Genomic DNA, 25,018 nt, shown 5'->3' on the forward strand with positions numbered 1-25,018 from the left:
GCCATAACAAGAGGACAGCCTCGACGGTTGTGTAGTGCGTAAAAACGCAGCCGCTGAGGGGGGCGCATGAGACTTCAAGACCACATCGATTTCACTACGCTACAGTGGGTCAAGCCAGAGCTTGACGAGACGCTTGCGCTCGCGCGTCAGTCACTGGAAGCCTACGTTGACAACCCCGGCGACCGCGACGTCATGCGTGCGTGCGCCGACAACCTGCATCAGGTGCAAGGCACCTTGCGCATGGTTGAGCTCTACGGCGCCGCCATGGTGGCCGAAGAGATGGAAACACTCTCCATCTCGCTGCTCGAAGACCACGTGCGCAATCGCGAGGATGCGTATACCGCGCTGATGCGCGGCCTGATGCAGTTGCCCGATTATCTGGAGCGTCTGTCGAGCGGTCACCGCGACGTACCGGTCGTGCTGTTGCCGCTGCTCAACGAACTGCGCGGCAGCCGCGATCAGGAACCGCTGAGCGAATCGGCACTCTTCACGCCGAATCTCGAATTGCCGTTGCCGCCACAGGCCCCGGCCGCTGCCAATACGGCCGATGCACAGCGCCACAAGGGCGAGATTGCCGAACTGCGTCTGCGTTTCCAGCAACAGTTGTTGTCGTGGTTCCGCGGTCAGGGCAACGGCAACCAGCTCGCCTTGATGCGCAATTCGCTCAATGCCATCTCTGCACGTTGCGCCACCATTCCGGGCCGTCGCCTGTGGTGGATTGCTGCGGGTGTGCTCGAAGGCCTCGATCAAGGCATGCTGAAAAACCATGCTGCCGAAGTGCGCCAATTGATCGGCCGCGTGGATCGCAGCGTTCGTCAGTTGCTCGAGCATGGCGAAGAAAGCCTGCGCGGTGGCGATGCCGACGATCTGGCGCGCAAGCTGCTCTACTTCGTTGCGCAATCCAAACAGCGCAGCCCGCAGATGCTGCAGCTGGCACAAACGTACAACCTCGATGGTCTGGTACCCGACCAGAGCGAACTGGAACATGCACGCGGTTCGATGACCGGTCACAACCGCGCGTTGCTGGACTCCGTCGCGCGTGCGTTGAAGGACGATCTGCTGCGCGTGAAAGAGGCGCTGGATCTGTTCCTGCGCCAGGCCGATGCCGATCCAGCACAACTGGGTGCGCAGGCCGAAGTGCTGGAACGCGTCGGCGATACGCTCGGTATGCTCGCGTTGAACGTGCCGCGCCGCGTGATCAACGAACAGCGCCGCGTGCTCGAAGAAATTGCCAGCCGCATGCGCACCAGCGATGAAGAAGTGCTGCTGGATGTGGCTGGTGCATTGCTGTACGTCGAAGCGTCACTCGATGATCACATCGAAAGCCTTGGCACCGAAGAGCCGCTCGACGAGCACTCCACGACGATGTTGCCGCGTAGCGAAGCGCGCCACATCCTCGCGACGCTGATGAATGAAGCGGTGGCGAACACCGGCCGCGTCAAGAACGGCATCGTCGCGTTCGTGGAATCGGGTTGGCAGCACGATCAGCTCGATGGCATGCCCGGTCTGATGGACGAAGTCGCCGGCGCCATGCGCATGCTTTCGTCGCCGCGTCCGGCGCAGATTGCCGAAGGCGTAGGCCGCTTCATCGGCAACGAGCTATGTGTCGATCAGCGCGTACCCAGCAGTTCGCAGATGGATCAGCTGGCCGACGCACTGGCGGCGCTTGAGTATTACCTCGAAGCAGCGCGCGAACACCGCGGTGGTCTCGAACACATTCTCGACGTCGCCGAACACAGTCTCGGCAGCCTCGGTTACTGGCCGCCACCGTTGGCCAAGGTGCTGCCGGAGCACGCCGAAGAAGTGCACGACGTGCGCGCGCCCATGCTCGACGAAACCGTCAGCCTGGTTCACGGCAACGACGCCAGCGAGCTGTTCATGGGCGGCAGCGAAACGCCGTCTGCCTACGCACACGATCTCACCGGTCTGCACCTCGTCGAAACCGAAACCGCACGCGGTCCGGAGCCTGGCGAAGAGGGCGAATGGATCGAAGTCGAAGAAGACGTGCAGGAACCCGTTGCAGCGGCCGATCCGTTGGCCGCCACGGCAGGCTTCCAAGCCAGCACTGAAGGCATCGACGACGATATCCGCGAGATCTTCCTGGAGGAAATGCAGGAAGAAATCCAAAACCTGCGTCAGGGCTACCAATCATGGGTGGCCGATCCGACGCAGCTTGGCCAAATCACTCCGATCCGCCGTTCCTTCCACACGTTGAAGGGTTCGGGTCGCCTGGTAGGCGCCAGTGTGCTGGGCGAATTCGCCTGGCGCGTGGAAAACATGCTCAACCGCGTGCTGGACAACACCATCCCGCCGCATGAAGGCGTGCAGTCCGTGGTCGCGCATGCGATCGACGCGTTGCCGCAGTTGCTGTCCATGCTGCGCGACGGCACGCTGCCGACGGCACCGCTTAGCGCCATCATGCAAGCGGCCGATCAGATCGCCGCCGGCGAGCAGGCGACTGTCGAACAGTTCGCTGCCACGGGTGGCGGTACGCAAACCGTGCGCCGCACAGTGCGGCGCTGGGTGCCGCGCGCTCCGGTTGCTGCCGATACCATTCCGGAGGCCATGCACACCGATCACTCGGTGGCCGCCTCGCACGCCGACGAACCGGCATTCGAGCCGTCGTTCGCCGACACGATTCATGCACCGGTGCTACCGCCGGTCGATCCGGTATTGCTCGAAATCCTGCGCAGCGAAGTGGCGCAGTATCTGCAAACGATCCGCAATGCGGTGGACTTCGCCGATGGCGATCTGCCTATCGACGACGGTCTGCTGCGTGCCGTGCACACTTTGCACGGCGCCATCGCGATGGTCGATATCCCGCTGCTGATTCATCTGCTGTCGCCGCTGGAAAGCTTGCTCAAGCGTCTGCGTGCTGCCGGTCAGCCGTTGTCGGTCGAAGGCGTGCGCCTGCTGCGCCAGAGCGCGGACGTCGTCGATCAGGTCATGGCACAGTTCGACGCCGCGCATCCGCAGTTGCCGGACGCATCGGCGCTCATCGCGCGCCTAGAAGAACTGCGCGATCACCAGCCCGAGCCGCAAATCGCTCACGTCGTGTTCGAACGCCAGGACGTGGTGCCGCTGCATATCGAGCCGGAAGCAGAGTCCGAGCCCGTCGAAGAAATCGCCGAGGCCGATGTTGAGCCAGCCCACGAGGAAGAACTCGACGCCACGCCGATTTCCGAACACGCCGAACCGGTGGATGACTTCACCGCCGAATTGCTCTCGGAACTCTCCACGAGCGAGCCAGGCGAAACCCTCGGCGAAGAACCGGTGGCGCACGTTCACGTGCCGAGCGACGAAGACGCCGAGTTTGCCGAACTGCTTGCCAGTCTCGAAGCGCTCGAACCCGATCATCTTGCGCCGGCGCCGCATGCCGATGAAACCGTGCCGGTCGACACGCACGTCGAGCATATTGCCGCTAACGAACCTATCGATGAACCGGTAGCACCGGTAGTGGAAGAACCGGCCGACGAGCCGGTTGCCGAAGCGCCGGCCGAAGTCGAAGCGAAAGTCGAAGAGCCTGCGGTTCCGGTCGTTGAGTCGCTGCACAAGAAGGCGAAGCACGCCGTTGCGGCTACTTCGCACGAATCGATCGACTACGTCGCCGATGGCGAGCTGATGAACTTCAGCCACGTCGATCCGGACTTGCTCGAAATCTTCGTCGAAGAAGCGCGCGAAATTCTGGACGAGTCCGATGGTGTCTTGGCTCAGTGGCGCGGCGAGCCAACCGACGTTTCGCACATGTCCGGCTTGCTCCGCGCACTGCACACCCTCAAGGGTGGCGCGCGCATCGCCGGCATCACGCCGGTGGGCGATCTCAGCCACGCTCTGGAAACACTGCTAGAGCGTTCGCAAGGTGTCGAACCACACCGCGCGGCGGCGCTCATCGGTCAGCTCGAGGCCGCATTCGACAAGATGCACGGTCTGGTACAGAGCGTGTCGCAGGGCAAGGAGATTGCTTACCCGCGCGCCATGATCGACAGCCTGCTCGGCGGCACCGAGCACGACCCCGCCGTCGAAACGCATACACCACAGGCGCCGATTCTCGACGTCGATCTGCCGCAACTGCTGCCGCTCGACGAATTCGAGCAGGAAGAAGTCGGTCGCACCACGCAGGAACAGATCCGCGTACGCGCCGATCTGCTCGACAACCTCGTCAACAACGCCGGCGAAGTGGCGATCTACCGCTCGCGTCTGGAACAGCAGGTATCGGCCTATCGCTTCAACCTGGTCGAACTCGAACAGACGGTGTCGCGTCTGCGCGGCCAGCTGCGCATGCTCGAAATCGAAACGGAAGCGCAGATCATCGCGCGCTTCCAGCGCGAACACCGCGAAGCCGGCATCGGCGTGTTCGACCCGCTTGAGCTCGACCGCTTCTCGCAGCTGCAGCAGTACTCGCGTGCGCTGGCCGAGTCCGTCTCGGACTTGGTGTCGATCCAGAACATGCTCGACGAACTTACCCGTCAGGCAGAAACACTGCTTATCCAGCAGTCGCGCGTTAGTTCGGAATTGCAGGAAGGCTTGCTGCGCACACGCATGCTGCCGTTCGACACCATGGTGCCGAACCTGCGCCGTACGTTGCGTCAGGCCGCGCAGGAAGAAAGCAAGAGCGCGCAGCTGTACGTGGAAGGCGCGCACGGCGAAATGGATCGCAATCTGCTCGACCGTATCAAAGCACCGTTCGAACACATGCTGCGTAACGCGGTGGCGCACGGTATCGAATCGCCGAAGGATCGCAAGAAGGCCGGCAAGCCTGAAGAAGGCGCCGTTCGCATCCGCGTGGCGCGCGAAGCCACCGAGGTTGTGGTGCGCGTGAGCGACGATGGCCGCGGTCTGGATCGCGAAGCCATTCGCAAACGCGCCATCGAGCGTGGCTTGATTCGTCAGGAAACGCGTCTGAGCGACGACCAGATTCTCGCGCTCATCACGCAGACGGGCTTCTCCACCGCCAGCACAGTCACGCAGCTCGCCGGTCGCGGCGTCGGCATGGACGTGGTGGCCAACGAGATCAAGCAGCTCGGCGGTTCGCTCGCGATTGACTCACGCCAGGGCGAAGGCACCACCTTCGTGCTGCGTCTGCCATTCACCCTCGCGGTGACGCAGGCGATCCTGGTGCGCATCGGTGAATCCACCTTCGCGATTCCGATGACGTCGGTGCAGGGCGTGGCTCGCATCACGCCAGACGAACTCGCTTACCGCATGTCGCAGGACAACCCGCAGTTCGAATACGGCGGCGAAGACTTCGGCATTCACGACCTCTCCGAATTGCTCGGCCTCTCCGCGGGTCACGTCGACGACGAAGAGCAGCTGCCGTTGCTGCTGACGCGTTCGGGCGATCTGCGCGCGGCCATCCGCATCGATGCGGTGATCGGTTCTCGCGAAATCGTCGTGAAGTCCGTCGGCCCGCAGGTCAGTTCGGTGCCGGGCATTCTCGGTGCGACGATCATGGGCGACGGTTCGGTGCTCGTGATTCTCGATCTCGCACCGCTGGTTCGCCACGGCCTCAGCCGTCGCGAACGGCGTCTGGCCGAAGGTCTCGATCATGCAACCGTTGCACCGGTCGTCGAAGATGTGCACACACGTCCGATTGTCATGGTGGTCGACGATTCGATCACGATGCGCAAGGTCACCGGCCGTGTGCTGGAACGTCACGAGTACGAAGTCGAAACCGCGAAAGACGGTGTTGACGCACTCGAGAAACTGCACGAGCGCGTGCCGGATCTGATGCTGCTTGATATCGAAATGCCACGTATGGACGGCTTCGAATTGGCAACGCAGATGAAGGCCGATGCGCGTTTCCGCCACGTACCCATCATCATGATCACCTCGCGTACCGGCGAGAAGCACCGCCAGCGCGCGTTCGACATCGGTGTCGAACGCTATCTCGGCAAGCCGTATCAGGAAGCCGAATTGCTCGCACAGATCAGCGAAGTACTTGAGCAGCGCGCGCAGGAGCCGGTGAATGAGTGAGAAGGTCACGGCTGTAGCGCTGTTCTTCGACGATGCTGATCTAGGAAGTCATCTGCGCAACGCGCTCTCCGAATACGGAGCGCGCATCGCGCACGAAGGTCCGATCGGTTCGTTCGACGAAGCAGCGTTGCGCAACGCGGGCGTGGACGTCCTGGTCGTCAATCTTGACGAGGCCGTGGACGACAGCACGCTCGACCGCATCTATGGCCTGGTAAAAAGCGGCGAAACACCCGTTGTGTTCAACGATGCGCAGGCCAGCCGCGGATTGGATGGCTGGGATCGTGCGCGCTGGGCGCGTCATCTCGCCGCCAAGACACTCAATACCGACACCATCGATCCGCCGCGCCCCGACAACGCACGCGAAGTCGTGGCGCCGCCAACACCGGAAGAACCGGTCGACGTTGCGCCGTTTGAGGAACACCTGGTCGAAGATCCTATCGTCGGCGAACCACTGGTTCACGACGCTTCGGCACCAGACTCCGAAACGCTCGCTGCCGAGCTGGAAGCCTTGCTGGCATCCGATGAAGCCGTCGATGCGCCTGAAGACGAAGTCGCTTCGGGTCAGACCTTCGTCAGCAACGACGTGTTGCCTGACTTGCACGAGAGTGACATCGGCGAGCACGAAGCCACACAGCCGAGCACGGAAGAACACGCGTTTTCCGCGTTTGATGACGGCTTCGGTTCCGGTCTCAAGTTCAAGGAAGACGACGAACTCCCCGCACTGCATGACGGCGATTTCGGCGAAAGTAGATTCTCCGCGCTCGATGCCGAAGATCACGCACCGCTGACTCTTGACGAAAACTTCGCTTCCACGCTCAAGTTCAGCGGGGACGACGAACTGCCGCCGCTGCATGACGGCAACTTCGGCGAACACGATGCGCATCTGCAAAGTGCTGCCAGCGAACCGGCGCCCGTCGAAAAAACGCGATTCAACATCGACTACCTTTCTCTGGCAGACGAAGAAGACGTGACACCGCCGGAGATCGTCAAAGCGACACTTGCCCAGCAGACGCACGCGCCAGCCGCACCCGAGTGGGGCTTCGTCGCCGAAGATGACTACGCTCAACCCGTCAAGAAAGATTTTGGCGTCGAGAAAGTTAGCGCTGCCGATTATCTGGCTCCCGATGTGGAAGATCAGGGCGGTGCGCCGGCGATTAAGGCGGGCTTGAGTCTCGAGCTGGTATCGAACGAAGAAGCGCTGGCACCTCAGCAAAACTATGAGGCGCCCGCTGCACATGAAACGCATCTGCAAGAGCTGGACACGGCGTTTGCGCGTTTGCTTGTACTGGGTGCGGCGCGCGATAGCGACGCATCGTTGCGTGCTTTTCTTTCGACCTTGTCCAACGACATCAAGTTGCCGATTCTGCTGACGCAACATCAAGCGAATGATTCAATCGAGGACTTGGTGCAGGCGCTGGCATCGAAGAGCAAATTGCCTGTGAAGGTTGCTGCGGCGGGTTCACGTGCGCGTGCTGGCGAAGTGCTGGTTGTGCCACGCGGGCAGCAGGTGCGTGTCATGCGCGATGGCCGAGTCGAGATCAGTGCGGCGACCGATACGTCCGAACAGTCGCCCTCGATCGACAGCAGTTTTACGATGGCCGCGAATGTCTTCGGCCGCGACGCGCTGGCAATCGTATTTGCGGGCAAGGCCACCGATGCCGTTGCAGGTGCGCAAGCAATTCATGATCGCGGCGGCCAGGTGTGGGTCGAATCGTCCGCTGGCGATCATTATTCAGACATGGTGCATGGCGTGCTGGCCGAACGGCTAGCCAGTTTTTCCGGTTCACCGCAGGAGCTCGCGGTACGACTGGTCGAGGACTTCCGATGAGCGAACAGCAACTACCTCGTGAAATTCGTTGCGTGCTGGTGCCGGTCGGCAATCTCCGACTGTTGCTGCCCAATGCGACCGTTGCCGAAGTGATCACCTTTGCGACACCCGAGCCGGTTGCCGGTGCGCCGGATTGGTTGCTGGGCCGTATCGCATGGCGCGGTTGGCGCGTGCCGTTGGTGTCGTTCACCAAGCTGGCCGACGCGCAGGAAGGTGATTCCGAACTTACCGTACGCGTCGCAGTGCTGAAAGCACTCGGTGACAATCCGGATCTGCCCTTCGTGGCTGTGGTCACGCAGGGCTTCCCGCGACTGACGACGCTCAATGCCGAACTGATCATTCCCACTCATGACGGTAAGCCGCTACCTCGTGGCGTGAAGGCGCAAGTGCTGGTGCGCGATGACGTGGCGATGATTCCGGATCTCGAAGGTATCGAGAACGAAGTTTTCGAATTGCTGCAGCAGGCTAGCTAAACATATAAGCGATCCGCTTTGGATCGCTTCAGATATCGCCGTGCAGTGCCTGAATCGCGGCCAGTGCGGCCAAGCCAGCCGTTTCCGTGCGAAGGATACGCGGCCCCAATCGCAGCCCATGAAAACCCGCGTCTTTTAGTGTGGCGACATCGCGGTCGCCAAGGCCACCTTCGGGGCCGATTACCAGCAAGCCGCCGGTTTTCCCAAACGTCAGTTCGCGCGGCCGCAAGGTTCCTTCAGGCAACAATGCAAGGCGTTGTGTACCGTCATCGTCGAGGCCTTCAATCCACGCCTGAAGTGTTTGCGCGGGCGTCACTTCGGGTACGCGAACGCGTCCACTTTGTTCGCATGCGCTGGCGGCGACGGCACGCCAATGAATCAGACGTTTTTCTGCGCGTGATGGGTCGAGCTTTACCTCGGAGCGCTCGGTGAACACCGGCACGATGCGTGACACGCCGAGCTCCGTCGCCTTCTGCACGATCAAATCCATCTTTTCGCCACGCGCTACCGCTTGCACCAGCGTCAATGAAAGGGACGATTCGTTGGCGACCGGTTCGCGGCTATCGATACGCAAAATCACATCGCGCTTGCCCACCGCAATCAACGTGGCGGCGTAGTCGTGACCGTCGCCGTTGAAAACGGTTACCGCATCCCCGGGATTCATTCGCAATACGCGCGCCACATGCTCCGCAGCTTGCGGTGGAAGCGCCAATTCGGCGGCCAAATCCAGCGGTTGATCGATATGAATGCGTGTAGTGCGCATACAGGCGGACTTAACAAATGGACCGTCGAGGATACAACTTATGGTGCCTGTCTGTTCATTCACGTGAACATAAAAGGATGCATGTGCCACGCCCTCTTGCGGCGGCCAAAGCCCCGTATCAGCATGGAGTTCGTCCCCATAAAGCGAGCTCGTCGCCCCCTTACGAGCGGGAGATTGCCATGACTAAATTTGCTTCTCTGGCCGCGGCGCTGGCGTTCGGTTTAGCCACCGCAGCAATGGCCGCACCGCAAAGCGCGGGTACGCCGGCGACCGATCGGGCGCCTGCCGCCTCCAGCGCGCAGCAATCCAATTCACCGGTCAAGCCTGGCGACCGCAACTGCATACGCGACACTGGCAGTTTGATCAAACCCAAACCCGGTCAATGTCTGCCTGTGGCGGGACGCTCGTACAGTAAAGAAGACATCGATCGCACGGGCGCACGCACGCTTGGACCGGCGCTGCGTGACCTCGATCCGAGCGTCACGATTCAACACTAGCCGTTAGCTCGTCACCGCACGCGCGATGCCTTCGCAGGCCACATCGACCAGATGATCGATGTCAGCCTCGCTGACAACATAGGGCGGCATGAAATAGACAATGTTGCCCAATGGACGCAGCAATGCACCGCGCGTCAAACCATGCAGAAATACACGCAGACCGCGCCGCTCTTCCGGAGGGAACGGGCGGCGCGTTTTTTTGTCCGCCACCAACTCCACTGCGGCGATCATGCCTTGCTGACGGACATCGGCAACGTTTGGATGATCGCGTAACGGCGCCAATCGCGTCGCCAGATGTGCCGCAAGTGCGCGGTTACGTTCCAGTACGGGCTCATCGCGGAAAATGGCCAGCGTTTCCAGGGCCGCGCGGCAAGCCAACGGATTGCCGGTGTAACTGTGGGAATGCAAAAACGCCTTGCCAGCGTTGTATTCGGCGTAAAACGCATCGTAAACGTGTTGTGTGGTGAGTACGGCGGAAAGCGGCAGCGTACCGCCGGTCAATCCCTTGGACAGGCACATGAAATCGGGCGCGACGTTGCCTTGTTCGCACGCGAACATCGTTCCGGTGCGACCGAAGCCGACGGCGATTTCGTCTGCGATGAAGTGCACGTTGTACTGATCGCAAAGCTTGCGCAGACCTGTGAGATAGCTTGGGTGATACATGCGCATGCCACCCGCGCATTGCACGAGCGGCTCGACAATTACCGCGCATGTTTCGTGCGCGTGCTGCTCAAGCAATGCACGCATCGCGTCAAGACGGCGCGTAGCCGTTTGTTCGGGTGTCTCGCCGGGCTCGCCTTCGTATGCATCGGGCGATGGTGCAAGGATCGGCGTCAACAGCAACGGCGCATAAGTCTTGCGATAAAGCGCCACGTCACTCACGGACAGCGCGCCAAGCGTTTCGCCGTGATAGCTGCCTGTCAATGCAATGAAACGGGTCTTCTCGCCGTGCCCCTGATTGAGCCAAAAGTGAAAACTCATTTTCAGCGCGACTTCGACGGCCGCCGATCCGTTATCGGCAAAAAAAACTTTCTCCAGCCCGGCCGGTGTGAGCTTCACCAATTGCTCGGCCAGCTCAATCGCTGGCGGGTGCGTAAATCCAGCGAAGATCACGTGTTCCAACGTCTTCGCCTGGTCGGCAAGAGCCGCGGCGATGCGCGGATTCGCATGACCGAACAGATTCGTCCACCACGAACTGATGCCGTCCAGGTAACGGTTGCCATCGGCGTCGATCAGCCACGGACCTTCGCCGCGAACGATAGGCACCATGGGCACATGCTCGTGATCGTGCATCTGCGTGCAGGGATGCCATATGTGGCGCAGGTCGCGCCGGGCGAGGTCGGCGTTGGCGTCTTGGATGCGGGTCATCCCGCTATGATCGGGGCAGTTGCCGGTGCCGCTCAAGCGTTCCGGCATTTTCTTGCGGAAAATCATGGTGATGAAACGCTTGCGCATCGTTCTGATTGGTCTTGTCGTGCTCGTTGCAGTGCTAGCAGCGATTGTCTGGTGGCTGCCCGCAAGCTGGGCAGTGCCTGTCCTGCGGTCACGCCTGCATGGACTGCAGCTGCAACAGGTCACGGGCACGGTGTGGCAGGGGAAGGCCGAACAAGTGTCGACGGGCGCCGGTGAGCCGTTGGGAACGGTCGAGTGGTCGCTGTCCCGGCGTGCATTGCTTGGCGATATCGATCTGGATCTGCGTCTTCAGCAGCCGCAGCTCAGCTTTCAAGGGCACATGCACGAGCTGTCGAACACGCAGGATGAGTGGCGCGATGTCACGCTGTCGCTGGACCCGTCGATGCTCGATGTGCAGCCGTGGTTGCATGCCAAGCCGGTGGGCCAGCTCAAGCTCACCGTCGCACGGGCGCAACTGCAGGGCGGTTGGCCGATGCAGGTCGATGCAGCCGCGCACTGGGCTCATGCAGCCGTCCATACGGCTCAAGGCGTCGCGACGCTGGGCGATATGTCCGCGCAGATCACGGGCGACAACGGCGTGCTGCAGGCCACGCTGAGCGACGATGGCGATGGGGCGCTGCATATGAGCGGTCTTCTATCCTTCAGCCCGCTCGGCTGGAGTCTGCAAATGAGCCTCAAACCGCGCAAGGACGATCCCGTACTGACGCAATGGCTGCACACCCTTGGACGCCCCGAGGCGGACGGCACGGTTCGACTCGGTTATCGTGGCGGTCTGGCGCAAATGAACTCGACCCAGGGAGCGCAATGAACGAGCAGCGATGGAACGTGGCACTTCAGGCAGCACGCGATGCCGCAGCAGCAGCGGCCGAAGTGATTCGCTATTACTGGCAGCGTGGTGTGGAGGTGGAAATCAAATCCGACGCCACGCCGGTAACGATTGCCGATCGGGAAGCGGAGAAGGCGATCCGCGCCGTACTCACTGCCGCGCTACCGGATGCGGCGATTTATGGCGAAGAATTCGGTCTCGATGGCGATCGCGACGGATTGCTCTGGCTGGTCGATCCGCTGGACGGCACCAAAAGTTTCGTACGCCGCACGCCGTTTTTCTCCACGCAGATTGCATTGATGCATGAAGGTGAACTGGTACTCGGCGTATCCAGCGCACCGATCTACGGCGAAACCATGTGGGCGAGCGTGGGCGGCGGTGCGTGGCTCGATGGCCAGCGCGTGCATGTTGCGCAGACCGCCGACATGTCGCAAGCGTCGCTATCCACCGGCAACGTAAAAACGATGACTGCCGACGCACGCTGGCAAGCGCTGGGCGCGATGATTCGCGACAGCAATCGCATCCGCGGGTACGGCGATTTCTGCCACTACCATTTGCTGGCGCGCGGTTCGCTGGATCTAGTGATCGAGTCGGATCTGAACATTCTGGACATCGCCGCATTGGCCGTGATCGTGCGCGAAGCGGGCGGGGTATTCACCGATCTGGAAGGCCAGCCGCTCACGCTGGAAACGCGCAGCGTCCTCGCCGGCACCCCGGCGATTCACGCACAGGCGCTCAAGCGGCTTGCCCTATAAGCCTGACGACGAAGGGTTACAATCTCCCGATGCCACGCTATCCCATCATCCACAGCAAACGCGACTCCGATGCCAGCAGCTTTCTCCATGCGGAAAAGGTGGAGCTGGAGTTTTCCAACGGCGAACATCGCACCTACGAACGCCTGAAAGGCAGTGGCCTGGGTGCGGTCATCATCGTGCCGATGATCGACGATGAAACCGTGTTGCTGGTGCGCGAATACGGTGTGGGTGTGGAGCGTTACGAATTGGGTTTGCCCAAAGGCCGCCTCGATCGCGATGAAACGGTCGAGCAGGGCGCCGATCGCGAGTTGAAGGAAGAAGTCGGCTACGGCGCGCGAAAGCTCAAGATTCTGCACAACCTGTCCTTGTCGCCCGCGTACATGACGCACATGGCCCATGTCGTGCTGGCGCAGGATCTCTATCCGGAACGCCTGGTTGGCGACGAGCCCGAAGAGCTGGAAGTCGTACCGTGGAAACTCGCCGACCTGCACACACTCGTGTCGCGCGATGACGTGACCGAGGGTCGCTCCATTGCGGCACTTTTCATGGCGCGCGAGTACCTCGCCGGGCGGTTGAAAATCGCATGAGCGACATGCCCGGCAATCCCTTGCTGATGCAAATTGGCGCGCTGGCACGCAGTGCCGGCGATGCGATCATGACGGTGTACCGCCAGGACTTCGATGTCGAAGTCAAAGCCGATCAGTCGCCGCTGACGGCGGCCGATCTCGCCGCGCAGAAAGTCATCGTCGCGGGTCTGGCGCAACTTGATCCGGTGTTGCCCATCGTCTCGGAAGAGGCACGGCAGGCGCCCTGGGAAGAGCGTCGCCAGTGGTCGCGTTACTGGCTGGTCGATCCGCTCGACGGCACGCGCGAATTCGTCAAACGCAACGGCGAGTTCACCGTCAACATTGCGTTGATCGATAACGGCGAGCCGGTGATGGGCGTCGTGCTCGCCCCGGCGACCGAAGATCTCTACGTCGCTGCGCGCGGACGCGGCGCTTGGTGGCAGGTGCAACCCGATGCCGAATGGGAGCGCATCTACGCGCGCAATTTGGCCAAGCCGCCGGTTGCAGCAGGCAGCCGTTCGCATGGTGGCTCGGCCGAAGCGATCATGCGGCGCCTGCTCGGCGAGGATTACCAACTGCAACCGCTAGGCTCGTCGCTGAAGTTCTGCCTGATTGCGCGGGGTGCTGCGGACGTCTATCTGCGTCGCGGTCCCACCAGCGAATGGGACACCGCCGCGGCACAATGCGTGCTCGAAGAGGCGGGCGGCGCCGTGCTCGATCTGACCGGTACACGGTTGCATTACAACCGCGGCGAATCCCTGATCAATCCCGAATTTTTGGCCGTCGGCGATGCAGGTATCGACTGGGCCGCACGCTTGCGCGAAGCGGGACTGCCATGAGTGCGCAAACGCGCTACGACCTCGACGATTTGCTTGCGATCATGGCGCGCCTGCGCGATCCCGAACGCGGCTGCCCGTGGGATGTGAAGCAGGATTTCAGCACTATCGCGCCGTACACCGTCGAGGAAGCCTACGAAGTCGCCGACGCCATCGACCGCCGCGACTGGCACGATCTGCAGGACGAACTGGGCGATCTGCTCCTGCAGGTCGTGTTCCATGCGCAGATGGCGAAAGAACTGGAGCTGTTCGATTTCGACGACGTCGCGCACACGATCAGCGACAAAATGCGCCGCCGTCATCCGCATGTCTTTGGCGATGTCACTTATGCCGATCTCGACGAGCAAAAGCGCGCGTGGGACGAGATCAAGGCCAGCGAGCGTGCCGCCAAGGGCGCGCCGCACGACGACAGCGTGATGGCGGGGGTATCGCGCGGTCAGCCTGAGTGGCAGCGTGCCATGAAGTTGCAGCAGCGCGCGGCGACGGTGGGGTTCGACTGGCCCGATCACAGGCCGGTCATCGAAAAGCTTCACGAAGAACTAGCCGAAGTGCAGGCCGAATTCGAAGCCGGCGCGCATCACGCCCGGCTGGAAGACGAGATTGGCGATGTGCTGTTCGTGGCGGTGAACCTGGCCCGGCACGCCGGGGTGGATTTTGCCCTGGCGCTGAAGCACGCGAACGCGAAATTCGAGCGCCGCTTCCGGCGCATGGAGCAGCTGTCGGCTGACGAAGGACAGCCACTATCGGCCTCGGACCTTGCCGCCCAGGAAGCGCTTTGGCGACGGGCGAAAGCCGAAGAGCGCAAGGGCTGATGCTTGTCTGGCCCACGGTCGGGGAAAAGCAGGGCTTTAGGCCGATGATTGCCCGGTAGGACCAGGCAGGTATTCAACCTTTTCGGGCTGGCAAGCATCTGAGCCTGTGAACATTGACTGGAGATTCTGCATGCGCCGCACCCTCGTTCTTCTCGCCCTGCTATCGATACCGCTGGCCGCCATGGCCGACGACTGCCGTTACTCAGCACCGCGAAATCTGCATGACGATCTGTCCGGCGTACGAGGCGTGCAGATCGATGTGCACAGCCATGACCTGCATCTGGCCGGCACCGGCAGCGCCGCGGGTCTGAACGCCACCGGACGTGCATGCTCGTCCTCGCAATCGGCGCTGGACAATCTGCAGGTCACCTCGCATCGCGAAGGCGATCAGCTGATCATCGATGTTGGCTCTTCGCATGGACTCAACGTCCAGATTTTCGGCGTCGAAACCTCGTATGAGTATGTCGAGCTGCAGATGCAACTGCCTTCGAACATGCCGGTCTCGTTGACCGCCGACTCCGGCGACGCCTATGTCGGCGGCTTCAGCCAGCTGGACGCAGACACCAGTTCGGGCGATCTGCACATCCGCAATATTGCCGGAGCCGTCAACGTGACGAACGGCTCGGGTGACGTCGAAGTCACCGACGTCGGCAGCTTGCGCGCCGGTTCCATCGGTTCGGGCGATCTTCGGGTGCGCAACGTGCACGCCGATGTACGCATTGGCAGCGTCGGTTCCGGCGATGTCGAGCTGGATGAGGTGGGCGGAAGCGTAACGGTGGGAACGCTTGGTTCAGGCGATCTCAAAGCGATCAACGTGCACGGCGATCTGACTGTCGGTGCCAAGGGCAGTGGCGACATCACGCACGACAATATAGGCGGCAAGGTAAGCGTGCCGCATGACGATGACGACTGATCAGCTCAGCAAGCGCATCGCTATATAAACCAGTGGTGCGCAGATCAGCAAAAACGGAATGGAAACCTCGTGAAACAGCCGCATCCCATGCGGCTGTTTTGCTAAGCGCAACGCGATCAGATTGGCCAGCGATCCAATCACGACACCGAAGCCACCGACATTCACCGCCACTGCCAGCGCCATGATGTCCGGACCGCGATCGAGCAGCAGCACCGTTGCCGGCACGTTGCTGATCAACTGCGAACTGACGATGCCGCTGAGATACAGCGCCAACGGTTGATTGAAATCGATCTTGTCCAGCGCATGCTCGACCGCGGGCAATGCAGCGAAGTGGCCGAGACCCAGAAAAATGGCCGCGAATGTCGCCATCAAAAACCAGTCGATGTGCTTCAGGCTGCGCCATGAAAAAAGCGCGAATGGCACGACCAGCAACAACGCTCCAAGCGGAGCGTGACCGCGTTCCATCATCAGCACCATCATCGCGAGACTGACAATGGACAGAATCGCCAGCGATACGGAGATCGGGTGACCGTCCAGTCGCTCTGCCTGCAGTTCAACCTTGTCTTTCGGCAGCCAGAACCAGGTGAGCAGCGCGACTAGAACGAACATCACGGCCGATGCTGGCAACATGTGGCCGACGAACTGCAGAAACGGAATCTGACCGTGCTGCCAGATCAGCAGATTCTGTGGATTACCGATGGGGCTGAGTGTGGACCCGGCGTTAACCGCCAACGCTTCCAGAATCGCCATACGTAGCACTGGCAGGTTGGACATGCCGCCGATAGCAACCGTCAACGGCACCATCAGGAACAGGCTCACGTCGTTGGTCAGCACTATCGAGAGCACGGCCGTCATGCTCACCATCAGCAGACCCACGGCGCGCAGGGAGTGCACGCGCGCCACCGTCATGCCGGCGATGCGCTGAATCAGACCGCTGTCGCGAATGCCCTGGATAGCGATCAGCAGGCCGAGCAAGCCGCACAACGTCGGCAGCTGCAACCAGCGCTCATAGCGTGCAAACGGCTGCGGATCGATGCATGCCAGCATCATTGTGAGTGCGACAAATAACAGCAGCAGCCACTCACGCTTCAAGCGGCTACGCCAGTCGTAAGATGCGACGTCCTCAGTACTCACAAGCGTTTGCACATCTGCAATGCATCACCACTCGCTCAATCCTTCCAGTTCGTACAGGCGCTTCCAGCTTGGGCGAGCACGCACCAAATCGGCAAGCCGTTTCAGCGCGGGCCATTCGGTGGCCGGGCGCGGCATTTTGCGCGACCAGCGCATCAGCATGGTCAGCAGCAAATCCACACCGGACACATCGTTGCCGAGCATATAGGGGCCGTTCGCCGACAGATGCGCGTCGAGCCGATCCCAGATGGTTTCGATCTTGTGCTGCAAGGCCGCACGGATCGCCGGATCGTGTTCGTCCGCACCGAGTTCGTAGGGATAGAACCAGAACCGGTACGTAGACATCAGCGCATTGCTGAGATAAATCGCCCACTGCAACCACGTGTCGTGCGCGGGGGTGCCTGCGGGAGGCATCAGTTTGGAGTCTGGATGACGCTCACCCAGAATGATGAGAAGCGCCACCGATTCGAAAACGGTGCGCCCGTCGATAACCAGTACTGGTACATGTCCGTGCGGATTGAGCTTCAGATACTCGGCGTTGTGCTGTGCATCCTTGTCGAAATCGACCAGTTCCAGTTTGTAATCGGCGCCGGTTTCGAGCAGCGCCTGATGTATCACCATGCTGGCTGTGCCGGGGGAGTAGTAGAGCGTGTACATGCGTCATGCTCATCCAAAGGGAGATTCTTATCGTACCTGTTAGCGCGAGGCGGTGCGGAGCGTTTGGTTTCACACTCGCCACAACTAACTCCCTCCCCTACGTAAAGTAGGGGAGGGTCGGGGCCGGGTGAAGCCGATCACCCTTGCGGCAAGCTCGTGCGACCCCTCCCTAACCCTCCCCCCGGACAAAATCATTCCGGGGCAGGCTCTGCAAGCAGGGGAGGAGATAAAAAGCGAGCGGCCTTACTCCGCGCGCAACAATCGCATCGGCGGTGTATGCGTCACCTTCCGCGTGCCCGCGAGACCGAGCAGCATCACCACGACTGCAGCAGCCAACGCAGCGATAGCAAGTGGTATCGGATGTGGCATGAAATCCTTGATATGAAACACGCTGCGTCCCAGCCACCAGCCACCTACCATCGCGCCGAGCGCTGCGGTGACACCAGCGATCAAGCCAAGCATCGCGAATTCGCAAGCCGCTGCCACGCGCAATAGTCCACGACGCGCACCCAGCGTGCGGAGTAGTGCAGCTTCATGGCGACGTTCCTGGCCGCTGGTGGCCAATGCCGCGGAAAGCACGAGCGCACCGGCAAGCAAACTGAAACCGAGCACCCAGCGCACCGCACCGGTCACGCGTTGCACGATCTCGCGAACGCGATCGAGCAATGCATCGACATCGACCAGACTCAGGTTCGGATACGTGCGCGACAACGCTGCAAGCGCTTCGGTATTGCCGCGAGGCAGATAAAAGCTGGCAAGCCACGTATGCGGTAGTGCATTGGCATGCGTGGGATCGAGCAGCAGGAAGAAGTTCACGCGGAACGAACTCCAGTCCACGTGACGAAAGCTGGTCACCCGCGCATCGAGCTGACCTTCGCCGACTTCGAAACGCATCGTATCGCCGATTTTCAGGTGATACATGTCGCGCCACATCGTATCCGCCGAAACTTCCGCCTGCGCCGGATTCGGCGTAAACCACTGGCCTGCAATCACCGTATTCGATGGCGGCAGGTCATTCGACCACGAAAGACGAAGCTGGCGGTCGGCAGAGTCTTTCGCGCGATCGTCCTTCAAATTCATCCGATCGACGGGTTGCCCATTGATCGTCGTCAACTTGCCGACCGCAAGCGGCATCATGTTCAGTTGATTGCCGCCGATGCGTGACAGCGCCTGCGAAAAATCGGCGCGCTGATCGTCCTGCAAATTGAGCACAAACCAGTTCGGTGTATCGGAAGGCAGTTCCTGGCGCCAGCCATCGAGCAGTGATGGTGCGACGACCGCGAGCAGGAGCAGCGCAGTGAGGCCCATGCTCAGCGCAGTGGCTTGCACGATGCTCAAACCACGACGACGTGCGAGCGCCGCCATGCCCAATCGCAACGCAGGGTGTCCGCCTGGTGCAATGCGTCGCGCTACCCACAGCAACAATGCCGCGAGCAATGCCGAAACGGCCGCGACACCCAACAGGCTGGCAGCAAGAATCCCCGCTAGCTGCGCCGATCCGCTCAAACGCCAGATGAGTGCCAGCGCGACAGCGACGGGTATTAGATACAGCACATCGAAGCGGCGTATGCGGCGCGCAAGGCTCGCGCGAAACACGGCGACGGGCGGTATGTCGGCAAGCCGCACTAGCGGCGGCAGCGCGAAGCCGACGAGTACAGCGATGCCCATGCACGCTGCAGCGAGAGAGGGAAGGATGGGCAAATCGGTCGGCACGCCAGCGAACATCTGACTGGCAAACATCCACGCACCTTGCGCCAGGGCAAGTGCGAGCAGCACGCCGATCAACGCTGAAGGCAGCGCAAGGCCGCCAAGCGTGCCAAGCAGCAGTGTGAGCACGCGTCCACGTGATGTGCCCAATGCACGTAATAGCGATACCTCGTTCGTCTTGCGCCGCGCGTAGCGTTGCGACGCCAGTGCAATCGCCACGCCCGATAGCAACGCTGAAAGCAGGGCAGTCAAGCGAAGAAACGAACCAGCACGATCGAACGCATTGCGCATTCGCTCCTGCGTTTGTTCCGGCGTGATGAGTTCACCGCCTTGCGGGAGCGCCATCGATTGCGCCCATAGGCGCCAGCGCTGCACGGCAGCAGGTTCGCCCGCCAACAGCAGGCTATGCCGCGCTCGGCTGCCTACTCCGAGTAGGCCTGCTTGTTCGGCGTCGCTGAGACTCATCAGGGCGCGCGGCGCCATCGCCACCAGTTCGCCGCCGTCTGGTTCCTGCAGCAATTCGCCAGCGATACGCAGATCGCGGCCGCCGAGCTGTACCGTGTCGCCAACCGCTTTATGCAGTGCAACCAACGCGCGATGGTCAAGCAGGACGGTGCCCGCCTCGGGACCGTGTCCGACGACCTGATGCCCGCGGCCGTCGCCAACCAGCAGCGTACCGCGCAAGGGATAGGCGGTATCGGTAGCAAGCACGTCGAGCAGCTGACTCTGCTGTTGCGCGAACGCGACGCTCGGGAAACTTGCCGTGCGCGTTATCGCAAGTCCGCGTTCGCGGCCGGCGCTGGCGAATGTGTCGGGAATGTTTTGCGGTGCGGAGACACCCAGGTCGCCGCCGATCAATTCGGCCGCACTGGCGAGTACGCCATGCTCCATGCGCGCGGTAAGTGTGGCGACGACACCCAGCGCGACCACGGCAAGCACCAGCGATGCCGCCAGCGTGCGAAGCTCGGGCAGTCGCCATTCACGGCGAAGACTGCGCAAGGCAAGCAGCAGCATCTTCATGCCAGCGGCTCCAGCCGGCCTTCCTGCAGCTCGACACTACGCATGCACCGCTCTGCCAATTGCAGATCGTGCGTGACCAGTACCAGCGTGGTGCCATGATCGCGATTCAACGCAAACATCAGATCGCAAACATGACGGCCCGTGCGGCGATCGAGATTGCCGGTGGGTTCGTCGGCGAACAAAACACGCGGGCTATGCACAAACGCGCGCGCAATCGCCACGCGTTGCTGTTCGCCACCGGATAACTGCGCAGGGTAGTGCTTGCGGCGGCCACTCAACTCGACGGCCTCCAGCGCCTCGCGCGCTCGTTCGCGTGCAGCCGGATTGCCTTCCAGTTCCAGCGGAAGCATCACGTTCTGTTCGGCAGTGAGCGCGGGCAGCAGATGAAACGACTGGAAAACGAAGCCGACCAGACGGCGGCGGATGTCCGCGCGGGCTTCTTCATCGAGCTGTTCCAGCGCATGACCATCCAGCTGGATGCTGCCGCTCGTGGGCGTGTCCAGTCCGGCAAGCAGGCCCAGCAGCGTGGTCTTGCCCGATCCGGATGCACCGACGATGGCGAAGCTCTCGCCCGTGTTCACCTGCATGGCGACGTTGCTGAGGATATCCAGCCGCCCCTCGGGCCCGTTCACCGACTTGCTAACATCCCGAACTTCGAGGACCGGACGAGAACCATCACTCATGCGTCGTTTCCTTTGTTTGCTTGTTTTGCTTTGCGGTATCGGCGCCCTGCACGCTGCACCGGCGAAAACGGCCGCGAAGACGGTCATCGTGCTGGGCGATTCACTGTCCGCCGCGCACAACATTCCGGTAGAAGCGGGTTGGGTGCATCTGCTGGAAGTACGTCTTAACGACATGGAGCCGGGCTGGACGGTCGTCAATGCCAGTATCAGCGGCGAGACCTCGCTGAGCGGCCGCAATCGCCTGCCGGGCCTGCTGGCGCAATACCACCCGCGCATCGTTGTCATCGAACTGGGGGCGAATGACGGGCTCCAGGGGCTTCCTCTCCCGAACCTGCGGGACAACCTCACCGCGATGGTGGACGCCGCCCAGCACGCGGGCGCGAAGGTGCTGCTGCTGGGCATCGAGATGCCGGTGAACTACGGACCGCAGTACCGGGACGGCCTGCGGGCGATCTATGCCGATCTGGCCAGGGAAAAGCATACGGCCTTGGTGCCCTTCCTGCTTGAAGGGGTGGCCCTGAGGCCCGAGCTGATGCAGGAGGACGGCCTGCACCCCATCGCCGCTGGAGAGCCAATTGTCCTGAACACTGTCTGGCCGCAACTTGAACCCTTGCTGCACTGAGGAGCCGTCCACGGTTTCGTCCAGTGGAATTCACATCGTTCTTACTACCCCGGCCAGTAGCCTTTCACAAATGTGAAGATCACCGCAGTGACGAGGGCAATCATGAGTTCAAGAGACGAACATGCCGGACTGATCCTTCTGGTCGAAGACAACCGCCAAATCGCAGAGATGGTGGGTGAGTTCCTGGAACGCCGCGGCTACTCCGTTGATTTTGCTCAGGACGGCGTCAGTGGCCTGCACCTGGCAGTTTCCAATAGCTACGACGTGGTGGTGCTGGACCTGATGCTTCCGGGCATCGACGGCCTGGACGTCTGCCGCAAGCTGCGCGGCGACGCGAAGAAATCCACCCCGGTGCTGATGCTGACCGCACGCGACACGCTGGAAGACAAACTGGTCGGCCTGGAAGCCGGCGCCGACGACTATCTGGTCAAGCCGTTCGAAGTACGCGAGCTCGAAGCACGCCTGCGTGCCTTGATCCGCCGCGACCGCCGCCAGGTCTCCAGCGAGGTACTGACGGTGGGCGACATGACGCTCGATACCGCGACCTTGCGTCTGACGCGCGGTGGTCAGGAGCTGACGGTCTCGCCGATCGGCCTGAAGCTGCTGGCGATCCTGATGCGCGAATCGCCGCGCGTCGTCAGCCGTCGCGATATCGAACGCGAAATCTGGGGCGATACGCTGCCCGATTCCGACACTCTGCGTTCCCACCTCTACAACCTGCGGCGCGTGATCGACAAACCCTTCGATCGGCCGCTGCTGCATACCATTCACTCGGCGGGCTACCGTCTGGCGGATCTGGATGCGGAGACCACCGCAACAAGTCACATTGCTTAGCCCCACAACCCAAAAAGCATTTCCATGACAACTAGGGGTGGTACAACTCGATCCGCCGCGCGCGTGCGCGGCGGCTTTCAACGCCGGTTGATGCTGATTTTCGGCATGCAACTCGTGGCGGTGGTCGTGGTTTGCCTGATGGGTTTCTACGACGTGGCTCCGTTTGGGGCTGTGCTGCTGGTGATCGTGATTGTCAGTGCGCTGGCTTGGCTCGCAGCCGAGCGCGTGTGGCGCCCAATAAGTTCGCTCGCGCATTTGATTGGCAGCTGGAGCGAAGGAAGCGGTGATCCTGAGGCGTTTCAGACGGATCGGCTATCGAACCGTACCGATCGTGATGTGGCCGCGCTCACACGCGGGTTTCATGCCTTCGCCAGCCGTATCGCCGGCTACAACGAACGTGAGCGCAACTTCACCCGCGACGCGAGCCATGAACTGCGCAGCCCGCTCACCGTCATCAAAATGTCGACCGATATGCTGGCCGACGAATCGTCGCTCAGCGAATTCGGTCAGCGGTCCGTGCAGCGTATCCGCCGCGCGTCACGCGAAATGGAAGCCTTGGTCGAAGCCTTGCTGATTCTGGCGCGCGAAGCCGACAACGGTCAGGGCGAACAGGATTTCGTAGTGAACGACGTGCTGCGCGATGAACTGGTCGATGCGCGCGAGATGCTGCACGGTCATCCGGTCGAACTGAGGTTCGAGGAACCGGCAAAATTTGCGCTGCACGGTTCACCGCGCGTATTCGCCGTGCTGTGTTGGCAGTTGATTCGTCACGCAAGCCAATACACGGGACAAGGTACGGTGCTGGTGACCGTACTCCCAGGTGCGGTGAGCGTGTCGGCCAAGGCCGGTGCCGAAGAAGAGTCGGGTGGTCCCGGACAGCAGGGCTTCGAGTATGCGATTGCGCGGCGTATCAGCGAGCGCTTCGCGTGGCCGCTCGATTTGCACGTGCAGGGTGGCAACACCTACGTCGCGGAGATTCGTTTCCCGAATCCGATGCCTGTGCCGGCGTGATCCGCTTTTCACTCCCTCTCCCCTGTGGGGAGAGGGCTGGGGTGAGGGGCGAATCTTGCGATGACGCATCCATGATCCGTCTCCGTGACCACCATTAACACGAGACTGACCCCTCATCCGACCCTGCGGGCCACCTTCTCCCCGTAGGGGAGAAGGGAGTGATTCGAAACCTCACTGCAGCGATGCATGCACCTTGAATGCACAACCCGTCTTCGCCTTCACTTCATCCACCGTAACGCCTTCCTGCAGTTCGATCAGCGTCAGGCCTTTGCCTTTTTCCACTTCGAACACGCACAGGTCGGTGATGATCAGATCGACGACTTGCTTGCCGGTCAGCGGCAGGTCGCATTCGTCCTTGATCTTCGGCGAACCGTCTTTCGCGGTGTGCTCCATCAGCACGACCACGCGCTTGACCCCGCTCACCAAATCCATGGCGCCACCGGGACCCTTCACCATCTTGCCGGGCACCATCCAGTTGGCCAGATCGCCGGTGCAGGACACTTCCAGGCCGCCAAGAATCGACAGGTCGATATGGCCGCCGCGAATCATCGCGAACGATTCGGCGCTGGAGAAATAGCTGGAACCGGGCAGGCTGGTGATGGTTTGCTTGCCGGCGTTGATCAGATCGGGATCGACATGTGCGTCGTCCGGGAACGGGCCGATCCCGAGCAAACCGTTTTCCGATTGCAGCGTCACATCGATATTCTCGGGAATGTAATTCGCCACCAGCGTCGGAATGCCGATGCCGAGATTGACGTAAAAGCCATCGCGCAATTCTTTCGCCGCGCGCTTGGCCATGGCGATGCGGATCGGACTTTCCTTGCCGGTGTTCGCACCTGCGATCGTGCGGAACTCGATGCGCTTTTCGTAGCTCGGACCTTGCAGGATGCGATCGACATAAATGCCAGGCAGATGGATTTCATCCGCGCCGAGTACGCCTACGTCAACAAGTTCTTCTACTTCAGCGATACAGACCTTGCCGCAGGTCGCAATCATCGGGTTGAAGTTACGCGCGGTCTTGTGGAAGACGAGGTTACCGAGCATGTCGCCCTTCCACGCCTTGACGATGGAAACGTCGGCATGGATCGCTTCTTCCAGCACATACTCCTTGTCACCGAACTTCTTCGTTTCCTTGCCGTCGGCAAGCTTGGTGCCGAACGCGGTGCGCGTATAGAAGCCGGGAATGCCCGCGCCGCCTGCGCGCAGCTTTTCTGCCAGGGTACCCTGCGGCACCAGATGCAGTTCCAATTCACCCGCCAGCACCTGGCGCTCGAATTCCTTGTTCTCGCCCACGTAGGAGGCGTACACGCGCTTGACCTGACGCGTCTTCAGCAACGGACCCATGCCGAAATCATCCACGCCAGCATTGTTGCCGACGATCGTCAAATCCTTCGTGCCTGCTTCAAGCAACGCGCCGATCAGGTTTTCCGGAATGCCGCAAAGACCGAAACCGCCTGCCGCGATAGTCATGCCATCGAACAGAACACCTTCCAGAGCCTGCGCAGCGCTTGCATAAACCTTGTCCATGAGTGGGCCTTTCGTGCGGGGAGGGACAGCTGCATAGGATACGACGAAACGCAGCGGCCTCATGTCGTGCGTAGATGAGTGGTAAGGGGCAGGGTGGATTCATGCCTCAGATCGTCATATCAGCTTGCGGAGCATTCCCGTGTGAGCAAGAAAAAAGCCCATAGGAGCGAT

20 protein-coding genes are annotated in these 25,018 nt (G+C 61.4%); 13 read left to right on the top strand and 7 right to left on the bottom strand.

The features are described from left to right. Positions 1-66 precede the first annotated feature (66 nt). The 3 genes from EKH79_RS16180 to EKH79_RS16190 are packed head-to-tail and all read left to right on the top strand — an operon-like array spanning position 67 to position 8,274. A complete protein-coding gene (locus EKH79_RS16180; protein ID WP_126674853.1) occupies positions 67-5,973 on the top strand; it encodes an Hpt domain-containing protein in 5,907 nt (1,968 codons plus the stop codon). Next, positions 5,966-7,801: a chemotaxis protein CheB gene (locus tag EKH79_RS16185; protein WP_126674854.1), complete on the top strand. Its 1,836-nt coding sequence runs from the start codon at positions 5,966-5,968 to the stop codon at positions 7,799-7,801. The genes EKH79_RS16180 and EKH79_RS16185 overlap by 8 nt, the downstream gene beginning before the upstream one ends. Beyond that, a complete protein-coding gene (locus EKH79_RS16190) occupies positions 7,798-8,274 on the top strand; it encodes a chemotaxis protein CheW (protein WP_126674855.1) in 477 nt (158 codons plus the stop codon). Before EKH79_RS16185 ends, EKH79_RS16190 begins: the two co-directional genes overlap by 4 nt. A gap of 28 nt (positions 8,275-8,302) precedes the next feature. Here the strand turns inward: EKH79_RS16190 and EKH79_RS16195 are convergent, their stop codons facing one another. Beyond that, positions 8,303-9,037 carry a 16S rRNA (uracil(1498)-N(3))-methyltransferase gene (locus tag EKH79_RS16195; RefSeq protein WP_126674856.1) on the bottom strand — a complete coding sequence of 245 codons (735 nt, stop codon included), beginning with the start codon at positions 9,035-9,037 and terminating at the stop codon, positions 8,303-8,305. Between the two features lie 179 nt (positions 9,038-9,216). Here EKH79_RS16195 and EKH79_RS16200 point away from each other — a divergent pair, with 179 nt between their 5' ends. Then, positions 9,217-9,534, top strand: coding sequence for a hypothetical protein (locus EKH79_RS16200; RefSeq protein WP_126674857.1), 318 nt, complete (start codon positions 9,217-9,219; stop codon positions 9,532-9,534). 3 nt (positions 9,535-9,537) lie between these two features. Here the strand turns inward: EKH79_RS16200 and EKH79_RS16205 are convergent, their stop codons facing one another. Further along, the gene (locus EKH79_RS16205) at positions 9,538-10,902 is read right to left on the bottom strand and encodes an adenosylmethionine--8-amino-7-oxononanoate transaminase (RefSeq protein ID WP_126675062.1); all 1,365 of its coding nucleotides are present in this window, start codon (positions 10,900-10,902) and stop codon (positions 9,538-9,540) included. A 70-nt stretch (positions 10,903-10,972) separates the two neighbouring features. Here EKH79_RS16205 and gspN point away from each other — a divergent pair, with 70 nt between their 5' ends. The 6 genes from gspN to EKH79_RS16235 all read left to right on the top strand — a co-directional run bounded on the left by gspN (position 10,973) and on the right by EKH79_RS16235 (position 15,655). Continuing rightward, positions 10,973-11,755: a type II secretion system protein N gene (gspN, locus tag EKH79_RS16210; RefSeq protein ID WP_158621274.1), complete on the top strand. Its 783-nt coding sequence runs from the start codon at positions 10,973-10,975 to the stop codon at positions 11,753-11,755. Next, on the top strand, positions 11,752-12,528 hold the full coding sequence (locus EKH79_RS16215) for an inositol monophosphatase family protein (RefSeq protein ID WP_126674859.1): 777 nt from the start codon (positions 11,752-11,754) through the stop codon (positions 12,526-12,528). Before gspN ends, EKH79_RS16215 begins: the two co-directional genes overlap by 4 nt. A 29-nt stretch (positions 12,529-12,557) precedes the next feature. Further along, complete coding sequence (gene nudE / locus EKH79_RS16220) at positions 12,558-13,115, top strand: ADP compounds hydrolase NudE (protein WP_126674860.1); 558 nt, start codon at positions 12,558-12,560, stop codon at positions 13,113-13,115. Beyond that, positions 13,112-13,933 carry a 3'(2'),5'-bisphosphate nucleotidase CysQ gene (gene cysQ / locus EKH79_RS16225; protein ID WP_126674861.1) on the top strand — a complete coding sequence of 274 codons (822 nt, stop codon included), beginning with the start codon at positions 13,112-13,114 and terminating at the stop codon, positions 13,931-13,933. Before nudE ends, cysQ begins: the two co-directional genes overlap by 4 nt. Beyond that, positions 13,930-14,742 (top strand): nucleoside triphosphate pyrophosphohydrolase, encoded by an 813-nt coding sequence (mazG, locus tag EKH79_RS16230; protein WP_126674862.1) that lies wholly within the window; start codon positions 13,930-13,932, stop codon positions 14,740-14,742. Before cysQ ends, mazG begins: the two co-directional genes overlap by 4 nt. A 130-nt stretch (positions 14,743-14,872) precedes the next feature. Further along, complete coding sequence (locus EKH79_RS16235; protein WP_126674863.1) at positions 14,873-15,655, top strand: DUF4097 family beta strand repeat-containing protein; 783 nt, start codon at positions 14,873-14,875, stop codon at positions 15,653-15,655. Here the strand turns inward: EKH79_RS16235 and EKH79_RS16240 are convergent, their stop codons facing one another. The 4 genes from EKH79_RS16240 to EKH79_RS16255 all read right to left on the bottom strand — a co-directional run bounded on the left by EKH79_RS16240 (position 15,656) and on the right by EKH79_RS16255 (position 20,853). Beyond that, a complete protein-coding gene (locus tag EKH79_RS16240; RefSeq protein ID WP_267900454.1) occupies positions 15,656-16,789 on the bottom strand; it encodes an SLC13 family permease in 1,134 nt (377 codons plus the stop codon). A 24-nt stretch (positions 16,790-16,813) separates the two neighbouring features. Beyond that, positions 16,814-17,443 (bottom strand): glutathione S-transferase family protein, encoded by a 630-nt coding sequence (locus EKH79_RS16245; protein WP_126674864.1) that lies wholly within the window; start codon positions 17,441-17,443, stop codon positions 16,814-16,816. Between the two features lie 243 nt (positions 17,444-17,686). Then, positions 17,687-20,170: an ABC transporter permease gene (locus EKH79_RS16250; protein WP_126674865.1), complete on the bottom strand. Its 2,484-nt coding sequence runs from the start codon at positions 20,168-20,170 to the stop codon at positions 17,687-17,689. After that, positions 20,167-20,853 (bottom strand): ABC transporter ATP-binding protein, encoded by a 687-nt coding sequence (locus EKH79_RS16255; RefSeq protein ID WP_126674866.1) that lies wholly within the window; start codon positions 20,851-20,853, stop codon positions 20,167-20,169. The genes EKH79_RS16250 and EKH79_RS16255 overlap by 4 nt, the downstream gene beginning before the upstream one ends. Between EKH79_RS16255 and EKH79_RS16260 the strand changes: the two genes are divergently transcribed. From EKH79_RS16260 to EKH79_RS16270, 3 genes are all read left to right on the top strand, one after another. Next, the gene (locus tag EKH79_RS16260) at positions 20,852-21,475 is read left to right on the top strand and encodes an arylesterase (RefSeq protein WP_126674867.1); all 624 of its coding nucleotides are present in this window, start codon (positions 20,852-20,854) and stop codon (positions 21,473-21,475) included. The genes EKH79_RS16255 and EKH79_RS16260 overlap by 2 nt on opposite strands. Before the next feature lie 102 nt (positions 21,476-21,577). After that, entirely contained in the window at positions 21,578-22,309 is a 732-nt protein-coding gene (locus tag EKH79_RS16265; protein ID WP_126674868.1) for a response regulator transcription factor, read from the top strand. A 24-nt stretch (positions 22,310-22,333) separates the two neighbouring features. Then, positions 22,334-23,320 (top strand): sensor histidine kinase, encoded by a 987-nt coding sequence (locus EKH79_RS16270; protein WP_126674869.1) that lies wholly within the window; start codon positions 22,334-22,336, stop codon positions 23,318-23,320. A 171-nt stretch (positions 23,321-23,491) separates the two neighbouring features. On the opposite strand, the gene EKH79_RS19170 is transcribed toward EKH79_RS16270, so the two are convergent. Then, on the bottom strand, positions 23,492-24,847 hold the full coding sequence (locus EKH79_RS19170) for a 3-oxoacid CoA-transferase subunit B (RefSeq protein ID WP_126674870.1): 1,356 nt from the start codon (positions 24,845-24,847) through the stop codon (positions 23,492-23,494). Positions 24,848-25,018 lie beyond the last annotated feature (171 nt).

The sequence above is a fragment of the Dyella dinghuensis genome (assembly GCF_003977615.1).
Classification (GTDB): Bacteria; Pseudomonadota; Gammaproteobacteria; order Xanthomonadales; family Rhodanobacteraceae; genus Dyella_B; species Dyella_B dinghuensis.

What these genes read in the sequence shown, in the direction of transcription:
- EKH79_RS16215 (WP_126674859.1), top strand. Translation starts at nt 11,752, where the DNA reads ATGAACGAGCAGCGATGGAACGTGGCACTTCAGGCAGCACGCGATGCC.
- EKH79_RS16180 (WP_126674853.1), top strand. Translation starts at nt 67, where the DNA reads ATGAGACTTCAAGACCACATCGATTTCACTACGCTACAGTGGGTCAAG.
- EKH79_RS16195 (WP_126674856.1), bottom strand. Translation starts at nt 9,037, where the DNA reads ATGCGCACTACACGCATTCATATCGATCAACCGCTGGATTTGGCCGCC.
- gspN (WP_158621274.1), top strand. Translation starts at nt 10,973, where the DNA reads ATGAAACGCTTGCGCATCGTTCTGATTGGTCTTGTCGTGCTCGTTGCA.
- EKH79_RS16270 (WP_126674869.1), top strand. Translation starts at nt 22,334, where the DNA reads ATGACAACTAGGGGTGGTACAACTCGATCCGCCGCGCGCGTGCGCGGC.
- EKH79_RS16260 (WP_126674867.1), top strand. Translation starts at nt 20,852, where the DNA reads ATGCGTCGTTTCCTTTGTTTGCTTGTTTTGCTTTGCGGTATCGGCGCC.
- EKH79_RS16245 (WP_126674864.1), bottom strand. Translation starts at nt 17,443, where the DNA reads ATGTACACGCTCTACTACTCCCCCGGCACAGCCAGCATGGTGATACAT.
- nudE (WP_126674860.1), top strand. Translation starts at nt 12,558, where the DNA reads ATGCCACGCTATCCCATCATCCACAGCAAACGCGACTCCGATGCCAGC.
- EKH79_RS16265 (WP_126674868.1), top strand. Translation starts at nt 21,578, where the DNA reads ATGAGTTCAAGAGACGAACATGCCGGACTGATCCTTCTGGTCGAAGAC.
- EKH79_RS16200 (WP_126674857.1), top strand. Translation starts at nt 9,217, where the DNA reads ATGACTAAATTTGCTTCTCTGGCCGCGGCGCTGGCGTTCGGTTTAGCC.
- cysQ (WP_126674861.1), top strand. Translation starts at nt 13,112, where the DNA reads ATGAGCGACATGCCCGGCAATCCCTTGCTGATGCAAATTGGCGCGCTG.
- EKH79_RS16185 (WP_126674854.1), top strand. Translation starts at nt 5,966, where the DNA reads ATGAGTGAGAAGGTCACGGCTGTAGCGCTGTTCTTCGACGATGCTGAT.
- EKH79_RS16205 (WP_126675062.1), bottom strand. Translation starts at nt 10,902, where the DNA reads ATGACCCGCATCCAAGACGCCAACGCCGACCTCGCCCGGCGCGACCTG.
- mazG (WP_126674862.1), top strand. Translation starts at nt 13,930, where the DNA reads ATGAGTGCGCAAACGCGCTACGACCTCGACGATTTGCTTGCGATCATG.
- EKH79_RS19170 (WP_126674870.1), bottom strand. Translation starts at nt 24,847, where the DNA reads ATGGACAAGGTTTATGCAAGCGCTGCGCAGGCTCTGGAAGGTGTTCTG.
- EKH79_RS16235 (WP_126674863.1), top strand. Translation starts at nt 14,873, where the DNA reads ATGCGCCGCACCCTCGTTCTTCTCGCCCTGCTATCGATACCGCTGGCC.
- EKH79_RS16250 (WP_126674865.1), bottom strand. Translation starts at nt 20,170, where the DNA reads ATGAAGATGCTGCTGCTTGCCTTGCGCAGTCTTCGCCGTGAATGGCGA.
- EKH79_RS16190 (WP_126674855.1), top strand. Translation starts at nt 7,798, where the DNA reads ATGAGCGAACAGCAACTACCTCGTGAAATTCGTTGCGTGCTGGTGCCG.
- EKH79_RS16255 (WP_126674866.1), bottom strand. Translation starts at nt 20,853, where the DNA reads ATGAGTGATGGTTCTCGTCCGGTCCTCGAAGTTCGGGATGTTAGCAAG.